16 protein-coding genes and 2 tRNA genes are annotated in these 21,224 nt (G+C 38.1%); 7 read left to right on the top strand and 11 right to left on the bottom strand.

Going from position 1 to position 21,224, the window contains the following annotated elements:
• Positions 1-247 precede the first annotated feature (247 nt).
• Both HMPREF9699_RS08530 and galE read left to right on the top strand, forming a co-directional pair.
• The gene (locus tag HMPREF9699_RS08530) at positions 248-2,359 is read left to right on the top strand and encodes a S46 family peptidase (protein WP_002664112.1); all 2,112 of its coding nucleotides are present in this window, start codon (positions 248-250) and stop codon (positions 2,357-2,359) included.
• Positions 2,360-2,466: 107 nt separating this feature from the next.
• Positions 2,467-3,486, top strand: a complete 1,020-nt coding sequence (gene galE, locus HMPREF9699_RS08525; protein ID WP_002664111.1) for a UDP-glucose 4-epimerase GalE — start codon at positions 2,467-2,469, stop codon at positions 3,484-3,486.
• A 63-nt stretch (positions 3,487-3,549) separates the two neighbouring features.
• Here the strand turns inward: galE and ahcY are convergent, their stop codons facing one another.
• The gene (gene ahcY / locus HMPREF9699_RS08520; RefSeq protein WP_002664110.1) at positions 3,550-4,863 is read right to left on the bottom strand and encodes an adenosylhomocysteinase; all 1,314 of its coding nucleotides are present in this window, start codon (positions 4,861-4,863) and stop codon (positions 3,550-3,552) included.
• Positions 4,864-4,913: 50 nt separating this feature from the next.
• Between ahcY and HMPREF9699_RS08515 the strand changes: the two genes are divergently transcribed.
• On the top strand, positions 4,914-5,537 hold the full coding sequence (locus tag HMPREF9699_RS08515) for a 4'-phosphopantetheinyl transferase family protein (RefSeq protein ID WP_002664109.1): 624 nt from the start codon (positions 4,914-4,916) through the stop codon (positions 5,535-5,537).
• 83 nt (positions 5,538-5,620) lie between these two features.
• Here HMPREF9699_RS08515 and HMPREF9699_RS08510 read toward each other — a convergent pair whose 3' ends face one another.
• From HMPREF9699_RS08510 to HMPREF9699_RS08485, 6 genes are all read right to left on the bottom strand, one after another.
• On the bottom strand, positions 5,621-6,787 hold the full coding sequence (locus HMPREF9699_RS08510; protein ID WP_002664108.1) for an iron-containing alcohol dehydrogenase: 1,167 nt from the start codon (positions 6,785-6,787) through the stop codon (positions 5,621-5,623).
• A 58-nt stretch (positions 6,788-6,845) separates the two neighbouring features.
• Positions 6,846-8,027, bottom strand: coding sequence for an acyl-CoA dehydrogenase family protein (locus HMPREF9699_RS08505; protein ID WP_002664106.1), 1,182 nt, complete (start codon positions 8,025-8,027; stop codon positions 6,846-6,848).
• Positions 8,028-8,218: 191 nt separating this feature from the next.
• Complete coding sequence (locus HMPREF9699_RS08500) at positions 8,219-8,593, bottom strand: HU family DNA-binding protein (protein WP_002664105.1); 375 nt, start codon at positions 8,591-8,593, stop codon at positions 8,219-8,221.
• A 452-nt stretch (positions 8,594-9,045) separates the two neighbouring features.
• A complete protein-coding gene (gene polA / locus HMPREF9699_RS08495; RefSeq protein WP_002664104.1) occupies positions 9,046-11,862 on the bottom strand; it encodes a DNA polymerase I in 2,817 nt (938 codons plus the stop codon).
• A gap of 18 nt (positions 11,863-11,880) precedes the next feature.
• Positions 11,881-12,834 carry a glycosyltransferase family 2 protein gene (locus HMPREF9699_RS08490; protein WP_002664103.1) on the bottom strand — a complete coding sequence of 318 codons (954 nt, stop codon included), beginning with the start codon at positions 12,832-12,834 and terminating at the stop codon, positions 11,881-11,883.
• Between the two features lie 12 nt (positions 12,835-12,846).
• Positions 12,847-13,722, bottom strand: coding sequence for a lysophospholipid acyltransferase family protein (locus HMPREF9699_RS08485; protein ID WP_002664101.1), 876 nt, complete (start codon positions 13,720-13,722; stop codon positions 12,847-12,849).
• Between the two features lie 272 nt (positions 13,723-13,994).
• On the opposite strand from HMPREF9699_RS08485, the gene HMPREF9699_RS08480 reads away from it, so the two are divergent.
• Positions 13,995-15,281, top strand: a complete 1,287-nt coding sequence (locus HMPREF9699_RS08480) for a replication-associated recombination protein A (protein WP_002664099.1) — start codon at positions 13,995-13,997, stop codon at positions 15,279-15,281.
• 233 nt (positions 15,282-15,514) lie between these two features.
• The gene (locus HMPREF9699_RS08475; RefSeq protein ID WP_002664097.1) at positions 15,515-16,411 is read left to right on the top strand and encodes a T9SS-dependent choice-of-anchor J family protein; all 897 of its coding nucleotides are present in this window, start codon (positions 15,515-15,517) and stop codon (positions 16,409-16,411) included.
• Between the two features lie 59 nt (positions 16,412-16,470).
• Here the strand turns inward: HMPREF9699_RS08475 and prmC are convergent, their stop codons facing one another.
• The 3 genes from prmC to HMPREF9699_RS08460 are packed head-to-tail and all read right to left on the bottom strand — an operon-like array spanning position 16,471 to position 18,744.
• Positions 16,471-17,310 (bottom strand): peptide chain release factor N(5)-glutamine methyltransferase, encoded by an 840-nt coding sequence (gene prmC / locus HMPREF9699_RS08470; protein WP_002664095.1) that lies wholly within the window; start codon positions 17,308-17,310, stop codon positions 16,471-16,473.
• A gap of 28 nt (positions 17,311-17,338) precedes the next feature.
• A complete protein-coding gene (yaaA, locus tag HMPREF9699_RS08465) occupies positions 17,339-18,097 on the bottom strand; it encodes a peroxide stress protein YaaA (protein ID WP_002664094.1) in 759 nt (252 codons plus the stop codon).
• A gap of 35 nt (positions 18,098-18,132) precedes the next feature.
• Positions 18,133-18,744, bottom strand: coding sequence for an L-threonylcarbamoyladenylate synthase (locus HMPREF9699_RS08460; RefSeq protein WP_002664092.1), 612 nt, complete (start codon positions 18,742-18,744; stop codon positions 18,133-18,135).
• 73 nt (positions 18,745-18,817) lie between these two features.
• Here HMPREF9699_RS08460 and HMPREF9699_RS08455 point away from each other — a divergent pair.
• Positions 18,818-18,890, top strand: a tRNA-Met gene (locus tag HMPREF9699_RS08455).
• A 43-nt stretch (positions 18,891-18,933) separates the two neighbouring features.
• Positions 18,934-19,006, top strand: a tRNA-Met gene (locus tag HMPREF9699_RS08450).
• A 274-nt stretch (positions 19,007-19,280) separates the two neighbouring features.
• On the opposite strand, the gene HMPREF9699_RS08445 is transcribed toward HMPREF9699_RS08450, so the two are convergent.
• Positions 19,281-21,203, bottom strand: a complete 1,923-nt coding sequence (locus HMPREF9699_RS08445; protein ID WP_002664090.1) for an LTA synthase family protein — start codon at positions 21,201-21,203, stop codon at positions 19,281-19,283.
• Positions 21,204-21,224 lie beyond the last annotated feature (21 nt).

The raw sequence follows: 21,224 nt of genomic DNA, 5'->3' as shown, positions 1-21,224 counted from the left end.
CCAGTGCAGAAATAGGATAAACGCACTCAAAAAGCTATAAGCAGTAGGCAGGAAGCTGTATGCTAAAAGTCTTTGTACTTTATACTTTGTACATTGTACAATCTCTTAGTGCAGAAATGAGTCAGTACAGTTCAGAAAAGCTATTTGATATTTTTCGGGTAGCTTTTTTTGATTCTTTACTTTCCTCCAGCTTTTAAACCTAACCCATTTCCTAAAAGTTTCGTATTTTTAGCCCAAATTTATGACAATGCTAAGAAAATATAGTCTATTATCTGCACTGGTACTCCCTGCCGTAATGGCGTTTTCACAACAATATGGCGGAATGTGGATGCCTACAGAACTCAATGAAAAGGAAATGAAAGCACTGGGAATGAAAATATCTGCTAAAGATATTTTTGACCCGAACAAACCGAGCATTAAAGATGCCGTAGTACAATATGACGGAGGATGTACTGCGGAAATTATCTCACCTAAAGGTCTTCTTCTTACCAATCACCACTGTGCATACAGTGAAATTCAGGCACATTCTACCCTTCAAAATGATTATCTTACCCATGGATTTTGGGCGAAAAATATGGGAGAAGAATTGCCAAACCCAGGTGTTACGGCAGATTTTATCGTAGATATTAAGGAGGTAACCAAAGAGGTATTGGGTGGAAATTCTCATCTTCCTGAAGCTGAAATCCAACGAAATATAGAAAAAGTAAAAGCCTCATTTAAAATAGAGCCTTACCAAAAAGTAGTAGTAAAACCAATGTATTATGGAAATAAATACTACGCATACATTATAGAAACTTATAAAGATGTTCGTTTGGTAGGAGCTCCGCCATCTTCTATCGGTAAATTCGGAAGTGATACCGATAACTGGGTGTGGCCAAGACATACGGGAGATTTTGCAGTGCTGAGAATTTATGCAGATAAGAATAATAAACCCGCAGAATATTCTAAGGATAATGTACCCTATAAGCCAAAGCATTTCCTTCCGATTTCCATTAAGGATAAAAAAGAAAATGATTTTACTTTTGTATTCGGATTTCCAGGCAGAACCCAAGAGTACCTTCCAGCTATTGCGGTAGAGAAAATTATGACAGAAATAGACCCTGCCATGATTTCTGTAAGAGATGTTACGCTCAAGGTCTTGGACGAAAAAATGCGTGCCGATGACGCTACAAGAATTAAGTACGCCTCTAAATATGCTTCCATCGCTAACTATTGGAAAAAATGGATAGGAGAGGTAGAAGGACTGAAAAAGTCTAATGCCGTAGGTAAAAAGAAAGCCTATGAAGCAGAACTCATCAAGAAAAATCCTGCGATAAAGCAGACCATAGATGAATTCAATCACTTGTATAATGCCCAAGCTCCTTATGCACTTCATCGTGCGTATTATAATGAGTTATTTAGAAATTCAGAATCTTTGGCATTGGCTAATATTTACGATGTGTTCTTAAATCAAAATAATGCCAATGTAAATACAATAAAAAACCGTTTATCAGGGATTTATAAAGATTATGAAGGGGAATTAGATGCTAAAGTTTTAGCCAAAATACTTCATCTTTATGCTGTAAAAACACCGAAAGAATTTTTACCTAATGGTTTTGAAGTGTATAAAAATCTAGACTATACACTGAAAACAGTAGAGGAGTGGTCTAAAAACTCTTTGATAACAGGTAGAAAAAACCTTAATGGAGCCAATGTGCATACCGATATAGATATGATTTTTTCTCATCCTGAAACATTAAAAGCAGAGCTGAAAAATGACCCAATGATGAGATTAATGGCTCAGCTGAAAGAAGCATATTCCCAAAATACCAGCAATCAGTATGCAGAGTATCAAAAGAAAATAGACGTTCTTCAAAAAACTTATATGGCTCAGCAGATAGCTACGGATAAAACCCGACCATTCTTCCCTGATGCCAACTCTACACTCCGCGTAACTTATGGAAAAGTGCAAGGGTCTTCCCCTAGAGATGCGGTAAAATACCATTACCAAACCCACCTCTCAGGAGTCATGGAAAAATATGTCCCTAATGACTATGAGTTTGATGTACCAAAGAAACTCATTGACCTTTACCAGACTAAAAATTATGGTATTTATAAAGACCAAACAGGAGAGGTGCCAGTGAATTTTACAGCGACCAACCATACTACGGGAGGAAATTCGGGAAGTCCGGCTTTAGACGCTCACGGAAATCTTATCGGATTAAATTTTGACCGCCAATGGGAAGGAACCATGAGCGATATTAATTTTGACCCTCGTTTTAGCCGAAATATCATGGTGGATAGCAAGTATATTCTTTTCATCATTGATAAATATGCAGATTCTAAATGGTTACTAGATGAGATGAAAATAGTGAAATAATAGGATGAATATTTCTATTATGATATTATTTTTCAATACAATGAAAGAGACACTTGAATGGTGTCTCTTTTTTTTATACCTTTCGGATTAATTTTAAGAAAAATAAAATGGCGATATTAGTAACGGGTGGTTTAGGCTATATTGGTTCGCATACGGTGGTGGAACTTTTAGAAAATCATTATGAAGTAGTCATCGTAGATGATATGTCTAACTCTGAAAAGTTTATTCTAGATAATATTGAGAAAATTACAGGCAAAAGACCTGTGCATTATCCTTTTGACCTCAAAAAAAGAGAACTACTGAGTCAAGTTTTTGATGCACACACCATAGAGGGGTGTATTCATTTTGCAGCTTCTAAAGCAGTGGGCGAAAGTCAAATAATTCCTTTGGATTATTATGAAAATAATATCGTTTCCCTTTTGAATTTATTACAAGAAATGAAGGAAAGAAACATCAGTAACTTCATTTTTAGTTCGTCTTGTACCGTTTACGGACAGGCAGATGAAATGCCTATCAGTGAACAAACGCCACTGAAAACGCCAGAATCTTCTTACGGAAAAACCAAGCAAATGGGAGAGGAAATACTTAAGGATTTTGCTACAGCTCATCAGAGAAAAGTGGCATTACTTCGGTATTTTAATCCTATCGGTGCCCATCCTTCTGCACTTATTGGGGAGCTCCCTATCGGTGTACCGAATAATTTGGTTCCGTATGTGCTTCAGACAGCGGCAGGAATTAGAACACAGCTCTCTATATGGGGGAATGATTATCCTACGCCAGATGGTACAGCCATTAGGGATTATATTTTTGTGGTAGATTTAGCGAAAGCTCATGTAAAGGCATTGAATCATTTGATGCAATCTGATGAGCATTCCCTTATAGAAATTTTTAATTTAGGTACGGGCAAAGGTTCCTCTGTACTAGAGGTGGTTCAGTCCTTTGAGGAAGCCAATGGAGTTAAAGTGCCTTATCAGTTCTGTGACCGAAGAGCAGGAGATATCACCATAGCCTATGCGAATGCCGATAGAGCCAAAGCAATACTCGGTTGGGAATCAAAAACCGCATTGAGTGAATCCCTAAAGACGGCTTGGAAATGGCAAGAATATTTAAAAGATAGAAACGCTTAAAATAAGAAAACCCTTTCGGAAAATACTCTGAAAGGGTTTTAAATTATGATGAAATTATCATGATTAGTATCTGTAATATTCTGGTTTAAAAGGACCTTCTACCTCTACACCGATGTATTTCGCTTGTTCAGGAGAAAGCGTTTCCAGTTCTACGCCAATTTTTTTCAAGTGAAGAGCAGCTACTTTTTCATCTAATTTTTTCGGAAGCATATATACTTTATTTTCGTAGGCTTCTGAATTATTCCAAAGCTCTATCTGAGCCAAAGTTTGGTTAGAGAAAGAATTACTCATTACAAAAGATGGATGTCCTGTAGCACAGCCTAAATTTACCAATCTGCCTTCTGCCAAGATGATAATATCCTTGCCTTCTATATTATAAATATCCACCTGTGGTTTTACTTCGGTTTTGGTATGACCATAGTTTTCATTGAGCCACTTCATATCGATTTCATTATCGAAATGCCCAATGTTGCAAACGATGGTTTTATCTTTCATCTTCTTAAAATGTTCAGCTCTTACGATATTGAAATTTCCTGTGGTAGTAATCACAATATCGGCATTTTCCGCTACAGTTTCTAGTTTTTTTACTTCGTAGCCCTCCATTGCTGCTTGTAAAGCACAGATAGGGTCTATTTCCGTAACGGTAACAATGGAACCTGCCCCACGGAAAGATGCTGCCGTACCTTTACCCACATCACCATATCCACAAACCACCACACGCTTGCCTGCAAGCATCACATCAGTAGCTCTACGGATGGCATCTACTGCAGACTCACGGCAACCGTATTTATTATCAAATTTAGATTTCGTTACTGAGTCATTCACATTGATGGCTGGCATTACAAGTGTGCCATTGGCCATTCTTTCGTAGAGTCTGTGTACTCCTGTGGTCGTTTCTTCAGAAAGTCCTTTGATGTCTTTGGTCAGTTCAGGGTAGCGGTCAAATACCATATTGGTAAGGTCTCCTCCATCGTCCAAAATCATATTCAGGGGTTTTCTATCTTCGCCGAAGAAAAGCGTTTGCTCAATACACCAATCGAACTCCTGCTCATTCATTCCTTTCCAGGCATAAACTGGAATTCCTGCCGCTGCAATGGCCGCTGCTGCATGGTCTTGGGTAGAGAAAATATTACAAGAAGACCAAGTTACTTCAGCTCCTAAAACAACCAAAGTTTCTATGAGTACCGCAGTTTGGATGGTCATGTGAAGACATCCTGCAATTCTGGCTCCTTTTAGCGGCTGAGATGGTCCATACTCCTCACGAATAGCCATAAGTCCTGGCATTTCTGCCTCTGCGAGTTCTATCTCTTTTCTTCCCCACTCTGCAAGGGAAATATCCTTCACTTTATAAGGGATATATTGCGTTTTAGTTTCCATGAATTCAAAAATATTTTCGCAAATTTACGAACTATAATTTGGGAGACAAAATGCCACTGTATAAAACCTTTGATACCGATGATTATCATATTTCTGTTTGGAAACATGCTGAGTGTGATTCCTTTGATTATGAGTGTATTTTAACCAAGGAAGAAAAGCAAAAAATAGAACAAATGCCTACTAAAAAAAGGTGGGAAAGGATAATGATTCGTCAGTTATTATCTCAAATTTTACCCAATACCATCATCCAGTACGAAGAAAATGGAAATCCTTATTTGCTTGATTCGGATAAAAAAATAAGTATTAGCCATTCTTATCCTTATGCAGTTTTAGCCATTTCCGACGAGCCTATTGGAGTGGATTTGGAGAAAATTTCGGATAAAATACTTCGAGTAAAAGAAAAATTTCTTCATGAGGAAGAAAAAAAATGGATAGGAGAGGAGTTTTCACCTGAAATTCTTACCGCAATATGGAGTATGAAAGAAGCCCTTTATAAGGTTCATCCGAGTAAATTATGGTCGCTTAAGAAGTATTATTGGGTGCATCCTTTTCAGTTGAACTCTAAACCATTAGGCTTTGGACAAGTGTTTAATGAAGAGTGGAATGATACTTTCGTCCTTGAGTGGTTGAGAATAGAAGATTATTTTCTTACCATTGCCAGAAATGAAAAATAGAAGAAAGGTGAATAAGATATTCCCTACAAAAAAACCTCTTAAAAACTGAGTTTTAAAAGGTTTTTAATTGTTTTTAAAGGTGATTAAAAAGTCATTTCTAATACTTTCTGTACATCTTCCGGAGTGATTTTTTTATGTTCACCAAGGCCTAACCAGTTTCTTTTAGTAAAAATCTCAGCCGTTTCTTTACCGATGTTTTGATAATCATCCGTATAAGCAGATAACCTAGTATCAATGCCTAAACTCTGGAAAAACTTTTCCAAATGTTGGATGGCCGATTGGGCAATTTCGGTATCATTCCCTTCCGTGATTCCCCAGACTCTTTTTCCGTACTGTACCAGTTTGCCTTTTTTGCTTTCCAAGCAATAGGTATAATAAGGTGGGGCAACAATAGCGAGCGTTCTTGCATGGTCTATACCGTATTTGGCGGTAAGTTCATGTCCTATGGCATGTACTGCCCAGTCGGTAGGAACGCCCTTTTGGATAAGCCCATTGAGTGCCATGGTACAGCACCACATAAAATTAGCTGCCGTATCGTAATCGAAATTATTTTCTAATAGCTGAGGAGCGAGCTCTTGCAAGGAAACTAAGATAGATTCCGCAAATCTCTCTTGAAGGGCGGCAGAGGTTTTATAAGTCATGTATTGTTCTAAGACATGGGTGTAAGCATCAGCTATTCCATTGGCCAATTGATGTTTAGGGATAGATTGTATCACATTAGGGTCTAAGATGGAGAATTGAGGGAAAAGCCCTGGTCCACCTGAAGAGCGTTTTTCTTGTGTACTTCTTCGGGAAATCACATAGCCGGAGTTCATTTCGGAGCCTGTAGCGGGGAGTGTAAGTACTGTACCGAAAGGCATTCCTTCGCCCTCCATGGTGCGGATAGGTCTGGTAAGAATTTCCCAAGCATCTTCTCCCTGATAGTGGGCTGCTGCAGAGAGGAATTTGGTTCCATCTATTACAGAACCTCCCCCTACTGCCAGAAGATAATTGATGTTTTCATTTTTAATGATTTTAAGTGCCTCCATGAGTACTTCGTATTCAGGATTGGCAGGGATACCGCCAAACTCTAAATAAGAATGATTTTTAAGAGCTTCGATGACTTGTTCATAAACTCCGTTTTTTTTGATGCTTCCACCGCCGTAGAGGATGAGGATTTTAGCATCGGTAGGAATTTCTTCGGAAAGTTTCGCGATGGTATCCTTACCGAAAATGATTTTTGTAGGGTTTTTAAGTTCAAAATTGAGCATAAATAATAGCGTTTGAATAAAAAAGCCTTCTTTTTGGGGAAGGCTTTAGGGTTAATTTTTAAGAAAAGGCATTGATGCCTGTGATGTCTAGCCCCGTGATGAGGAGATGAATATCATGTGTCCCCTCATAGGTGATTACAGATTCTAAGTTGGCCGCATGTCTCATCATTGGGAACTCGCCCATGATGCCCATTCCGCCCAGCATTTGTCTTGATTCTCTTGCGATGTCTATGGCCATTTTTACATTATTTCTTTTCGCCATGGAAATCTGTGCAGGGGTAGCGGTATGTGCGTTTTTGAGATTGCCTAGCTGAAGACAAAGTAACTGTGCCTTAGTGATTTCCGTAAGGAACTCCGCCAATTTCTTTTGCTGTAGCTGATAGGAAGCAATTGGTTTACCGAATTGTTTTCTCTCTTTGGTGTATTGTACTGCGGTGCAATAGCAGTCAATTGCTGCTCCGATAACCCCCCAAGAGATGCCGTATCTGGCACTATTCAGGCAGGAGAGCGGACCTTTAAGCCCCTCTATGTTGGGGAGCATATTTTCCTTAGGAACCTTTACATTATCGAATACCAATTCTCCTGTTTTGGAAGCTCTTAATGACCATTTGTTCAATGTTTCTGGCGTGGTAAAGCCATCCATTCCTCTTTCAACGATGAGCCCACGCACTTTTCCGTCTTCTCCCTTTGCCCAAACTACGGCAATATCACAAAGCGGAGCATTGGTAATCCACATTTTGGCACCATTCAGTAGGTAGTGGTCGCCTTTATCTTGGTAATGCGTTTCCATGGAGCCTGGGTCTGAGCCATGGTTGGGTTCTGTAAGCCCGAAGGCTCCTATCATAGTACCCGCTGCCAGCTGTGGTAAGTATTTTTTCTTTTGTTCCTCCGAGCCAAATTCGTTAATAGGGAACATCACGAGTGAACTCTGTACTGAAGCGGCAGAACGCACAGCAGAGTCTCCCCGTTCTAGCTCTTGCATGATGAGGCCATAAGAAATTTGGTCTAAACCAGCACCACCATATTCTTCTGGAATGTAAGGTCCTAAGGCACCGATGCTTCCCAGCTCTTGCATCAGCCCTGGGAGGTCTTTATGATGCTGAGCGGCATCATCTATCTTAGGCATTACGAAACTTTCTACCCATTCACGGACAGACTGGCGGATGAGTTTATGTTCTTCTGTAAGTAAAGCATCCATCCCGAAATAATCAGGAATAGTGTTTAATGGATAATAGGACATTGTAGTTTTTTATTTTCGCCTAAATTACAATTTTTTTAGGAGAACGAAGCATTTTTTATGGAAAAAGAATGCGTAATGTTTTAGAAATTAGAAGTGAGCAATTACCAGTAATGAAGCCAATGGCCCAAAGCTAACGGCTAACCCCTGAAAGCCAACAGCTAAAAGCCCCCTTATAAAAAGGAGGCTTTAACTTATTCTTTTTCTAACTTCATATCCGAGAGTGTCTTTTTAAAATCATTACTCGGTGTAAAGAGGATTTTGACGCCTTTAATTTTGTCTTTGGTAAAATCCTTTTCTGTATCCACTCCGTCACTGGAAAAAGACAAGCGGAAGGTGCCGAAATCACCTAACTGAACGCTATTGCCTTTAATCAATTCTTGGGGCAGTAACTCTAATAAGTTCTGAATAACATTGTTCACATCTCCACTCGTTAAAGAGGAACGACCCGAAATCTGTTGGGCTAAATTTTTCTGGGTAATAGTTCCGCTTTTTATAGGGGTAGCATACCATTTCTTCGGGGCATCAGGGTCTCCCGGCTTTCCTTTTTGAATCAATTTATACTTCATAACGCTCTATTTTTTATTTATTTTCAAATATAAGTATTTTTTCGTTCCGATGAAAATTTTACTCCCTCCTGTTCGAGTAAAATCTGCGTCTGATGAAAATTTTGCTTCCTCCCGTTCGAATAAAATCTGCGTCCTGATGAAAATTTTGCTCCCTCCCGTTCGAATAAAATCTGCGTCCTGATGAAAATTTTATTCCCTCCCGTTCGAGTAAAATCTGCGTCCCGATGAAAATTTTGCTCCCTCCCGTTCGAGTAAAATCTGCGTCCCGATGAAAATTTTGCTCCCTCCTGATGAAAATTTGTGTAAACTAAAGAACCCGTGGAGGCTACAAAGTATGCTTATTTTAGATAAGGAGAAGTGAGAGAGCTAATTGCTATTGGCTAAAGGCTAAAAACTAAAAACCAAAAGCCAACTGCTAATGGTCAAAAGCTAGTAGTCCACCGTTAAAAGTTTTAGTGTGCTTCTAGCCAATGGTCTCCTACGCCTACTTCTACCAATAGCGGTACGGTGGTCTTTACGGCATTTTCCATACAAGATGTAATGAGTGCCGTTACGGCTTCTACTTCCTCTATTGGTGCCTCAAAAATTAACTCGTCATGTACCTGAAGCAGCATTTTCGTAGCTCGGTTTTCTTCTTTCAGCTTTTTGCTGATTTCTATCATTGCTATTTTAATAATATCGGCGGCACTTCCTTGGATAGGGGCATTCACCGCATTTCTTTCGGCATGGCTTCTCACCACAAAATTATTAGACTGAATGTCTTTTAGGTGCCTTTTTCTTCCCAGAAGTGTCTCTACATACCCTAATTCTCTCGCCTTTTTTACCTGCGCGGTCATCCATTCTTTCATAGTAGGGTAAGTTTGGAAGTAGGCGTCTATCATTTGTTTGGCTTCGGCTCTGGAGAGTCCTGTTTGTTCTGCCAGTGCGAAGGCACCTTGTCCATAAATAATTCCGAAATTTACGGTTTTAGCTTGGGAACGCTGGGTTTTATTCACTTCATCAATCGGTATTTTGAAGAGTTTGGCGGCCGTAGAAGCGTGGATGTCTTCGCCTTTTTGGAAGGCTTCTATCATATTTTTCTCCCCAGAAATTTCAGCGATAAGCCTTAGCTCGATTTGAGAATAATCGGCAGAGATGATTTTTTTGCCTTTTTCTGCACGGAAGGCTCCACGAATTTGTTGCCCTCTTTCCGTACGGATAGGGATATTTTGGAGGTTAGGATTGAGAGATGCTAATCTTCCCGTGGCGGCCGTAGTTTGAGAAAATGAAGTATGAACTCTACCGTCTATTTTAGAAATCTGCGTAGGCAAGGCATCTACATAGGTAGATTTCAGTTTTTGGTAGGTTCGGTATTCCAAAATGAGGGGAATAATAGGGTGGGTGTGTGCCAATTTTTGCAAGACCTCTTCCGAAGTGGCATACTGTCCTGTCTTGGTTTTTTTAGCTTTAGGGTCAAGTTTTAGTTGGTCAAAAAGCACTTCCCCCAGCTGTTTGGGAGAGTTGAGATTAAAGGCATTGTCGGTAAGTGTAAATATCTTTTGTTCGATGTTTTTCAGGTCTTGTTCTAAATCTTTGCTCTCTTGGAGGAGCCAATTGACATCTAGGGCGATGCCCTCCCTTTCCATATCCGCAAGGACTTTCATCAAAGGCATTTCTATTTGAAAGAAAAGATTTTCAAGGTTTTCCTTTTGGAGTTGAGGACCGAAGATTTCATAAAGCTGGAAGGTAATATCAGCATCTTCAGCAGCGTAGAGCGTTTGGTGCTCTCTATCTACTTGTCTGAATGACAATTGGTTTTTTCCTTTTTTACCGATGAGCGTTTCTATGGAAATAGGAATATAATTCAGATATATTTCTGAGAGGTAGTCCATTCCATGTCTTCCATCAGGATTGAGAAGATAGTGGGCAATCATGGTATCGAACAAAACTCCGTCAAAGTGTACACCATAGTTTTTCAATACTTTATAATCGTATTTAAAATTATGGGCAATTTTCATAACGGTTTTTGCCTCAAAGAACGGTTTGAAAATATCAATGGTCTTTTGGGCTTCTTCTCTATTGTCTGATAATGGAATATAGTACGCTAATCCTTTTTTATAACTGAAGCTCATGCCTACTATTTCGGCTTCCATTTCGTCTAATGAAGTGGTTTCGGTATCAAAACATACTGCTTTTTGCTCAAGTAGATTTTGTACTAAAATGCGTTGTGCTTTTTCATTGTCAATGCATTGGTAAAGGTAATCCGCTTCCTTAATGGAAGTTTTAGTGGTAGCGATGGAGGTTTCTTGATTTTCAAACTGAGCGAAAAGATCCAGCTGAACGGCTTGTTGTGGTACTGAGGATTTCTGCTCCCCAGTGGCATCAGTGGAACTGGTATCCTCTTCTCTGAACGCTCGGAGAAGGTTTTCGTATAGTCTTCTGAATTCTAATTCTTCAAAAATCAGTTTTATTTCATCTAAATTAGGCTGTTCTAAGTCATAATTTTCTTCGTCAAAATCTATGGGAACATCGCAAATGATAGTGGCTAATTTTTTAGATAAAATGCCCATTTCTGCAGATGCTTCCACCTTTTCTTTCATCTTTCCTTTGAGCTGATGCGTGTTGGCTAAAAGGTTTTCTATACTTCCGAATTCCTTGAGAAATTTAATTGCCGTTTTTTCGCCTACCCCTTGGAGTCCTGGGATATTATCCACAGCATCGCCCATCATAGCGAGGAAATCTATAACCTGTTTAGGGTGTTGGATTTCGTATTTTTCTAATATTTCGGGTACGCCAATGATTTCGGCATCACCGCCTTTTAGTCCCGGTTTGTAGATTTTGATATTTTCTGTTACCAGTTGTCCAAAGTCTTTATCAGGCGTTACCATAAAGACTTGGTATCCCTTGTCTGCAGCCTTATTCGCGATAGTAGCGATGACATCATCTGCTTCATAGCCTTCCTTTCCAAGATTCGGAATGCCCATTGCATCTAAAATTCGGTGGATATAAGGTACTGCTATTTTGATGGCTTCGGGCGTTTCGCTTCTATTGGCTTTGTATTCAGCAAAATCTGCGGTGCGTACATTTTCTTTGCCTACATCAAAAACCACTGCTAAATGGGTAGGTCTCTCTTTTCGGATAAGTTCTATGAGAGAGTTGGTGAACCCAAAAATGGCAGAAGTGTCTAATCCTTTTGAGGTGAGCCTAGGATTTCTGATGAGTGCATAGTAGCCACGGAAAATCATGGCATAAGCATCAATGAGGTATAATTTTTTATCTTTTGCTGACATGAAACAAATGTACTATTTTTATCGAAAGAAAATGCTAAATCTAGAATAGTATCTAGAGACTACTTTTTTTTGTCTGAGTTTCCAAGATTGTGGAGCTTGGGCGTAAAACCCGAAGTGGGCTTTAATAATAGCCCAAGTGTGGCGTGGTTTTCCTTGTAGTAGAAAAACTATACCTGCCAATCCGTCTAAACATAAGCGAATGAAAATAAGAAAAGGCATAATGTGTAATGGTAAGTTTTTCAGTAACATGGAGAGGTTATTTCTGAAATTGAGGAAGGTTTTTCTAGGATTTTCCTTTTGTAAGGTTCCACCTCCTACATGGTAGATGGTAGCATCCGCACAATAGTAAATTTTTTTTCCGTGATTTCTCAGTCGCCAGCATAGGTCTATTTCTTCCTGATGAGCAAAAAACCTTTCGTCAAAACCTCCTATTTCCCAAAAATCTTTGGAGCGAATAAATAGTGAACAGCCTGATGCCCAAAGAATTTCTTTGCTTGTATTGTATTGCCCATGGTCTTTTTCTAATGTGTTCATGATTCTTCCATGACAATAGGGATAACCGAAAGCATCTATGAATCCGCCTGCTGCTCCTGCGTATTCAAAGGTATCTTTTTGATGGTAGTCCAAAATTTTGGGCTGAACAGCAGCGATATTAGGATTTTCTTGGAACAATTGAAGGATGGGAGCGGTCCAGTGGGGAGTAACTTCCACATCGGAATTGAGAAGACAGAAAATATCGGCATGAATGTATTTTAACCCCTCGTTATACCCTCCTGCAAAACCTTTATTATCGGTGTTTTGTATGATATTGATTTCGGGAAAATGTTGTTTTACAAAATCTATAGAATCATCTGTAGAGGCATTGTCTATGATATAGATTTTTTCTTGGGGTGAGCATTTGATGAGGGTAGGTAAGAATTTTTCTAACCAAGATTTTCCGTTCCAATTTAGGATGGCAATAGCGGTGGTCATGGTATTATGATTTTATTCTTCGTACTGACGGATGGCATGTTGGTATTTCCATTTTCTATGACTCCAAAGATAGTTGGCAGGATCTTCAAGGATATTTTCTTCTAGGAGCTGATGGAATTTTTTTACCAATTCATACGGCTGAAATTTATCTTTATCGGGAGAAATTTCTTGATACTCAATGGCGTATTTTCCTCTTTGTACTTTCTTCATTTTACAAAAAATGAATTTAAAATCCATTTTGGTGGCCAATTTGTCATAGCCAATATACACGGGAGTTTTCTGGTTAAGAAATTTCAATCCATAGCGTACATCAATGACATAAGGAGACTGATCTGCCACGAACATATAGGCAGAGTTTCCATCATTGGGTGTTCTGAATATATGCCTTAGTACATCAGCGGCTTCTATAGCCTCATTACCGAATTTACTACGGATGTTTTTAATTTTTTCACGCCAAAAGTCACTTTGGATATTTCTGTAAACAGGAAAACAGTGGTCCTGTGGGATGAGGGTAGCTAGTGGGGTGTACCATTCCCAGTTAAAGATATGCCCAGTAAGGAGGATGACATTTTTCTTTTCTTCTTTGGCCTTTTGGAAAACATCTATATGGATATGTTTTACTCTTTTGTTAATGTATTCTGGTGTTGCAGAGAAGAGTTTTATCATTTCCACAATATAGTCTGCGAAATGTTTATAGAATTGATTTCTAAGGTTTTTTATTTCCTTTGTTGTTTTTTCGGGAAATGATTTTCTGAGGTTTTCTTCAATGATTTTTTTTCTGTAATGGAAGATGTATTTTAGTATGAATATGCAAACATCGGAAACGCGATAAAGTATTCCCAAAGGTAGTTTTGACATGAGCAGTACTAACAAATAAAGCATTTTCATAAGTTCTGCAAATGTAGTGAAAAATATTATTTCAAATTAGGGTAGAAATTGGAAGTTAGAGATTAGGAATTGGTAATGTAATTTCTAAAAGTTTCTTGTCATCTGTAAAGTGTGTTAGTTATAAGTCCCATCGGAGTTATATGTTTACTAGTTTTCTTTTTCATGTTTGAGTAGCTTTAAGTGTGGATAAATGAAAATCAAATAAATTTGGAAAGCATCTTTAAGAAGTAAGATGAATATTGTAGTTTTGTACATTATTATAGACTCCAATTATGCCTTATTCACCACCACTTTCGGAAGTTTTAAGACCTCAGACATTAGCAGAAATTATCGGACAGGAACACCTTACCCAAGCCCCTTCGGGGCCATTGTATAGAATGCTTCAGAATGGAAGAATCAGTAGTCTGATATTTTGGGGACCACCAGGAACGGGAAAAACTACGCTTTCGGAAATTCTAGCGGTACAATCGGGGAGAAAGTTTTTTAAACTCTCTGCCATTTCTAGTGGTGTGAAAGAAGTAAGGGAGGTAATAGAAGAGGCAAAAAAACAAAATCTTTTCTCAGAACAGCCTCCTATTCTCTTCATTGATGAAATTCATCGTTTCAGTAAATCTCAGCAAGATGCACTGCTTCAGGCGGTGGAAAAAGGCTGGGTGGTACTCATAGGAGCTACTACGGAGAACCCGAGTTTTGAGGTGGTACCTGCCTTATTGTCTCGCTCTCAGGTGTATGCATTGAATGCACTTTCTTATGATGATTTAGAAAAATTAGCCCATACGGCGTTAATAAAATACAATGAATTGTACCGAAAAGATTTTTCGTTTATAGATTTCGCTCCGCTGATACAATATTCTGGAGGAGACGGAAGAAAGCTGATTAATGCAATAGAACTGGTGCTGAATACCCAAAATATTTCAAGAGAAAAAGTGATTTCTAAAGCAGAGATAGAAGAAATTTTGCAGGAAACCATTCCTCATTATGATAAAAATGGAGAACAGCATTATGATATTATTTCGGCATTCATCAAATCTATTCGTGGAAGTGACCCTAATGCTGCAGTGTTTTGGCTCGCGAAAATGCTGGTAGGTGGGGAAGATGTAAAGTTTATCGCCCGAAGAATGCTCATTTTGGCATCAGAGGATATCGGTCTTGCCCATCCCAATGCACTCACAATTGCTAATAGCTGTTTTCAAGCGGTAAGCGTAATAGGAAATCCTGAATCCCGTATTATCTTAAGTCAAACTGCTGTTTATCTGGCTATGGCACCTAAATCTAATTCTACTTATGTAGCCATTAATGAGGCAATGGATTTTGTGAGAAAGAACCCTCATCTTAATGTGCCATTACATCTGAGAAATGCTCCTACCCAACTGATGAAAGATTTAGACTATGGAAAGGCATATCAGTATGCTCATGATTATCCTGCTCATTTCGTGCAGCAGGAGTTTTTACCCGAAGAGATCAGTGGTACCGTTTTTTATCATCCCGCTGATAATACTACTGAGAAGAAAATCCGTGAGGAAATCAATAAAAAATGGGGGAATAAATATGATAAATAAGATGCGTGTCGTTGGAGTAAGTTAATCAGAAATTCAATGGAGTGTTTTAATGAGGTAATGGGATAATGAGGTAATGGGATAATGAGGTAATGTGAGAGTTATGTAATTACTTTATTCTTGAATTAATAGTATATAAAATTAGATTATTGTATTTTTTCGATAAAAAAATAAACTTTTGCTTGTAGGTTTAATTTTTATTGTTATATTTGGAAGATTAAAAAATATTTTAGATTATGAAGAAAATTTTATTATCTGCAGTATTACTGCAAGCGGTGAACTTTGCAAATGCACAAGTAACATTATTAAATGATAGCTTTGAAACCTATACGGATTTTGCTATCACGGGAATAGGTAATTGGCAAACATTGGATTTGGATGGAGGGGTTACTTATGGATGGGCTAATACTACCTGGCAAAATCAGGGTAAATCTCAAGCTTATATTGTTTTTAATCCTTATGCTACTAACCCTCCTATTAATACTCTCTCTGAGGTGTTACCTAAAACGGGGAACAAATATATGGCGTGTTTTTCCTCTATTCCAACTTCTGCTCCTAATGGGAATGAAGACTGGTTGATCACTCCACAATTAAATTTAGGAGCAAGTGGCAATAGCCTTTCTTTTTGGGTAAAATCTTTCACAAGTGATTATGGACTTGAAAAGTATAGGGTGGGAGTATATACAGGTACAGGAACACCTACTTCATCTAGTGATTTTACCATTATTTCGGGACCTAATCAATTACAAGCACCCGCAGACAATTGGACACAAGTAAATTATGATTTGGATGCTTACGCTAACCAATCTGTAAGAATAGGTATTCTATGCGAATCTCAAGATGTTTTCTTTTTTATGGTAGATGATGTGGTAGTAACCACCGCTCAGCTTTCTACAAATGAACTGACTAAAAATGATGGTGTATCAGTGGAAAACCCTACTACGGGAATAGTAAAAATCATTACGGAAAAGAAAATTCAGTACGCAAAAGTATTTGATGCAACGGGGAAACTTGTTTCTGATAAAGTGGTAGATAATACCGTAGATATCAGTGCTGTCCCTTCAGGGGTGTATTATCTGAATGTACTTACTACGGATAACAAGGTAACTACTAAGAAGGTGATTAAGAAATAATCATGTTATAGTTTTTAGAATTGTGTATGAATACTGTCTTACTTCGGTAAGGCAGTATTTTATTTTGTGATGAAAAGTATTCTGTCATTTCCAGATAAATCTTTTATCAGTTGTGCGGAGGAGAAATGGTGATAGAGTGCCAATGTTTCTTGTCCTAATTTTTGGTTGATTTCCAAGAAAATCATTCCGCCATTGATAAGATGATTTTCAGCATCCATGGCTATTTTTCGGTAAAAAATGAGAGGGTCTTCAGTGGGAGAAAATAAGGCAATATTCGGTTCAAATTTTTTTACAGTATCTTCTATTTCATTATTTTCGTCTTTACCTATATAAGGAGGATTAGAAATGATAATATCATATTTTTTGGATAGAGTGGTGTGCAGATAATCTTCCTGAATAAAATGGATTTCGCTTTGGTGTGTCTGTGCATTATCTTTAGCAATAGCAATGGCTTCTGGACAAATGTCCATGCTGGTGATTTCTGCACTTGGGAAGTATTTCTTTAGGATAATGGGGATTACTCCTGAACCTGTTCCGATGTCCAAAATCTGGATGTTTTTATTTTTTAATTTTTTAATTTCTCGGATAGCCATTTCTAAGAGTTCTTCTGTTTCGGGGCGAGGAATGAGCGTATGTTCATTCACTTTGAAGACCTCCCCGAAAAATTGAGCTTTTCCTATAATTTGCTGGTATGGCTTCCCCGTTTTCAGTGCTGAAAGAGCATTTTGAAATTTCAGTATCACAGCGTCGTTCAGAGGTTCGTTCCAATTTCTGAGTTGAACTCTGTTGATTTTTAAAAATTCTTCCACAAAAATCACGAACAATGTCTCTATCTCCGAAGCGGTGTAGAGTCCGTTTAAATCCCTGTGGAAATTTGATTTTATTTCTGCTATGAGCATTCTTTATGGGGTAACGATGAAATAGAGATCATCGGGTAAATACTAATTTCGTGTCTGTAGATTTTTCTTCGTCTATGAGGTAGCCTTCGTAGTTAAACGCTTTTACATCATTGAGGGTTTGGGCATGGGTTTCAGCACAAAAGCGAACCACTAAACCTCTGGCGTGTTTGGTATAGACTACGATGGTCTTAGGCTTTCCAGATTTCATTTCGTAGAAATCAAAATCAATCACTGTGGCATTGAGTTTCTTTTTATCCACAGATTTAAAGTATTCATTACTTGCTAAATTGAGGATGATATCATTATCTTTCAGTTCAGCGTTCAGCTGAGTAGTAATTTTTTCACGCCAAAATTCGTAGAGATTCTTATAACTTTCAAATTCGAAATTTCTTCCCATCTCTAAACGATAAGGCATTATTCTATCCGAAGGTTTTAGTAAACCATACAATCCGGAGAGCATTCTGTAATTTTTTTGAAGATATTCTATTGCTTTTTTATCCAAAGTTTTGGCATCAAGCCCTCTATATACTTCCCCTGTAAAGGCAAAAATAGCTTGTGCGGATTCTTCTTTTTGGGGATTGGGCGTCCATTTTTGGTTGCGTTCCCAGTTTTCGTTAGCTAGTTTGGCAGATATTTCCATGAGCTCGGAAAGGAATTGAGGGGATTTTTCTTTCAGATGAGACTGGATAAGGTGAGCTTCTTCTATGAAAGTAGGCGTAGTGGATTTTAGAATGTCACTTTCAAAATCCGTTTTCATAAGTTTAGCTGGGGAAGTGATGATTTTCATTGTGTTATAATTAAGTTAGAAATTGAGATGAATAATTAGAGTTCTCCTTTTCCTTGGCGGATGATTTCGGGTTCTCCAGAGGTAAGGTCTATCACTGTGGAGGCGATATTACCTCCGTATCCTGCATCAATGACGATATCTACCATTTTGTCAAATTTCTCTGCTATGAGTTCAGGGTCAGTAGTGTACTCTATGATTTCATCTTCGTCTTTAATGGAGGTAGAAGCGATGGGGCTTCCTAATAATTCTACTATTTTCTGAGGGATGCTGTGGTCTGGTACTCGGATGCCTATCGTTTTATGTCCCTTATAGGCGGCGGGAAGTGCTTTTCCAGCTTCTAAAATAAAGGTAAATGGCCCAGGGAGATGCTGTTTGAGCAGTCTAAAAATGGAAGAATCAATGGGTTTGGTAAATTCGGAAAGGTGGCTAAGGTTGTTACAAACAATAGAAAATTTGGCTTTTTCTAATTTTATTCCTTTGATATCGGCAAGTTTTTTCATTGCCTTGGGATGGTGGATATTGCACCCCATGGCATAGACGGTATCTGATGGGAAGATGATGATACCACCGCTGTTCAGCACATCGATGACTTGGTTAAGTTGTCTTTCCTGCGGGTTGTCAGGGTTTATTCTAATGATTGTTGCCATAGCACAAAAATAAGAAAAAAGTATGAAAAAATTTGTGTGTGATAAAAAAAGTCGTATATTTGCAGTCCAATATCGCGGGATGGAGCAGTAGGTAGCTCGTTGGGCTCATAACCCAAAGGTCGTCGGTTCGAGTCCGGCTCCCGCTACTAAGCGATATTAAGTGTTGCGGTGCTTAATTAAAAAAAATACCGCGGGATGGAGCAGTAGGTAGCTCGTTGGGCTCATAACCCAAAGGTCGTCGGTTCGAGTCCGGCTCCCGCTACTATAAGAGACTTTGGAAACAAAGTCTCTTTTTTTTGTTTTATTTTTTTAAATTTTATTTGTTGTGAGGTGATTTTAAACATATTGTGATGCTTAAGACAATTTCAAGGTTTTTTAGTATCTTGGTAAAGTGCCAAGAAGGTACAATATTTTTTATAAATTTATTTACAGATTTTTAATGTGGCAGATTCAATTCATAAAAATGACTTTTTAAGAAGACAAATAAAAAAGGGAAGCTGAAAACTTCCCTCTAAAGGTTCAATTCATGCAATGCTTTATCCCAGTTTTCTTTGAATAATTTTATGCATATAATCTTGATACCATGCTTGGATGAGTTTTTTTCCTCTTTCTACTTCTAGGGAATGTGTTTTTGATAATAGATTTTGTTCAAAGCCGAGATCTTCTTTGGCATATAATCCAGTAAAATTCTTACCATCAAAAAGATAGATATAATCTCCATAGACTGCTCTTATGGTAATTCCATCAGAGGTAATGATGATATGTGGGGAAGTATCGTCCTCTGAAATCAAACTTTTTCCCCAGCTTCTGAATGGTTTTTCATAGCCCATTATATCTACTAGTGTAGGGTAAATATCCATCTGCTGTGCGTATTTTTCATTTTTTCCTATCAGCTCATAGGTAGGATTAGGTGAAAAAAATAGAATAGGAACGGCATATCCATTCATTGCTTTATGGTATTCAGAGTAGTACACTTGATTGGTATGATCTCCCGTGATAACGAAAATAGTATTTTCATACCATGGCTGTTTTTCAGCCGTTTCAAAGAATTTTTTCAGTGCATAATCTGTATATTGCATAGGTTCATGCATGTCTACGAAACCTTTTTGGAATTTTCCTTTATATTTTTCGGGAATTTTAAATGGATGATGAGAGGAAGCCGTGAACATCGTGGTCAAAAAAGGTTTTTTCTTACCGATGTTTTTTGCGAAATACTGTAAAAAAGGTTCATCCCAAATTGCCCACATACCATCAAAATCTTCATCGTTATTGTATTCATTTTTACCAAAATAATGGTGGAACCCTAATATATTGGCAAAACCTTGAAAGCCCATAGAGCCATTGGGAGCACCGTGATAAAATGAAGTGTCATAGCCCATTTCATTGGCAATAGAAACTATGGAACTGATTTTCTGATTGGCATAAGGAGAAGAAGTAAAAGCACTGGCATGCGTAGGAATTCCCGCCAGAATGCTACTCATGCCATGGATAGACTGCCTACCATTGGCAAAAGAATTTGGGAAAATAAGACTATGCTTGGCAAGACTATCCACGAAAGGGGTAAAAGACTGATAGTTTTCTATATTTTTTCTTTCATTAAATGCCCCAGAGTATTCTCTACCGAAAGATTCTACGATGAGAATCACAATGTTAGGAGGAAGGGAAGGGGAGTGTTTATCTTTATTGTATTGTTTATAGGGAAGAAGTTGGTGATTGATGAAAGTTTCATCCACAAAATTTACCTCTTTAAATTGGTTGCTTCCCAGTGTTCTTAAAAAGGAAAACGAACTATTAAGCACTATATTTCCCTGAATGGGTAGTCTAACATGTTTATTGGCATCTACTAAATTAATCGGTCGGGTACTGTGTTTAAAATCTCCTCGGATGCCGCCCACGGCCAAAGTAGCCACGCCGCAAAGCACCAGAATAGAAACGGCAAAATAACGGAAAGAAATTTTGGGTTTCACTTCTGTAATTTTCACCCTATTGTATAGGAAAACCCATAATGCCATGAGGAGGATATACCCTATCCCTACCGATGGATATTCTTTTAATGATTCCCAAAAAACTTTGCCCAAATTGGTCTCATTTCCAGCTACATCTAATGCTGCAGAAGTCAGTCGGGATTGGGAAAATTTAAAATAAATAAAATCTCCAAAGTTCCATGAATAAGCAATACCATTGGTAATAAAATACCACCAAAATAATATTTTTTGCCAATACTTTTTACTATTAATGCCAATAGGAATAATACTGAGAAAAATAAAAAGCGAATTGATATATAAGATGGCGGTGGTATCAAAAGCAATGCCTCTGTACGCGAGAGAAAGGTATTCTGAAAAACCGTTGATGTCAATTAATTCTTTATTGTACCACCAAAACAAAACTCTTGCGATTTGGTAGAAAAAATAGACCAAAAATAGACGATAGAATAGGGTAAGGTAGTATTTAAAATTCATAAGAATAGGGGATGAAAATGA

Origin of the sequence: Bergeyella zoohelcum ATCC 43767 (assembly GCF_000301075.1) — a bacterium.
Taxonomy (GTDB): Bacteria; Bacteroidota; Bacteroidia; order Flavobacteriales; family Weeksellaceae; genus Bergeyella; species Bergeyella zoohelcum.
This window is presented reverse-complemented; position numbering and strand designations above follow the sequence as displayed.

Bases quoted from the DNA above. Each gene is read 5' to 3' on its own strand.
- HMPREF9699_RS08490 (WP_002664103.1), bottom strand. From the start codon at position 12,834: ATGACCACCGCTATTGCCATCCTAAATTGGAACGGAAAATCTTGGTTA.
- HMPREF9699_RS08530 (WP_002664112.1), top strand. From the start codon at position 248: ATGCTAAGAAAATATAGTCTATTATCTGCACTGGTACTCCCTGCCGTA.
- HMPREF9699_RS08510 (WP_002664108.1), bottom strand. From the start codon at position 6,787: ATGCTCAATTTTGAACTTAAAAACCCTACAAAAATCATTTTCGGTAAG.
- HMPREF9699_RS08460 (WP_002664092.1), bottom strand. From the start codon at position 18,744: ATGGCAACAATCATTAGAATAAACCCTGACAACCCGCAGGAAAGACAA.
- galE (WP_002664111.1), top strand. From the start codon at position 2,467: ATGGCGATATTAGTAACGGGTGGTTTAGGCTATATTGGTTCGCATACG.
- HMPREF9699_RS08485 (WP_002664101.1), bottom strand. From the start codon at position 13,722: ATGAAAATGCTTTATTTGTTAGTACTGCTCATGTCAAAACTACCTTTG.
- HMPREF9699_RS08505 (WP_002664106.1), bottom strand. From the start codon at position 8,027: ATGTCCTATTATCCATTAAACACTATTCCTGATTATTTCGGGATGGAT.
- HMPREF9699_RS08475 (WP_002664097.1), top strand. From the start codon at position 15,515: ATGAAGAAAATTTTATTATCTGCAGTATTACTGCAAGCGGTGAACTTT.
- ahcY (WP_002664110.1), bottom strand. From the start codon at position 4,863: ATGGAAACTAAAACGCAATATATCCCTTATAAAGTGAAGGATATTTCC.
- HMPREF9699_RS08515 (WP_002664109.1), top strand. From the start codon at position 4,914: ATGCCACTGTATAAAACCTTTGATACCGATGATTATCATATTTCTGTT.
- HMPREF9699_RS08445 (WP_002664090.1), bottom strand. From the start codon at position 21,203: ATGAATTTTAAATACTACCTTACCCTATTCTATCGTCTATTTTTGGTC.
- polA (WP_002664104.1), bottom strand. From the start codon at position 11,862: ATGTCAGCAAAAGATAAAAAATTATACCTCATTGATGCTTATGCCATG.
- prmC (WP_002664095.1), bottom strand. From the start codon at position 17,310: ATGCTCATAGCAGAAATAAAATCAAATTTCCACAGGGATTTAAACGGA.
- HMPREF9699_RS08500 (WP_002664105.1), bottom strand. From the start codon at position 8,593: ATGAAGTATAAATTGATTCAAAAAGGAAAGCCGGGAGACCCTGATGCC.
- HMPREF9699_RS08480 (WP_002664099.1), top strand. From the start codon at position 13,995: ATGCCTTATTCACCACCACTTTCGGAAGTTTTAAGACCTCAGACATTA.
- yaaA (WP_002664094.1), bottom strand. From the start codon at position 18,097: ATGAAAATCATCACTTCCCCAGCTAAACTTATGAAAACGGATTTTGAA.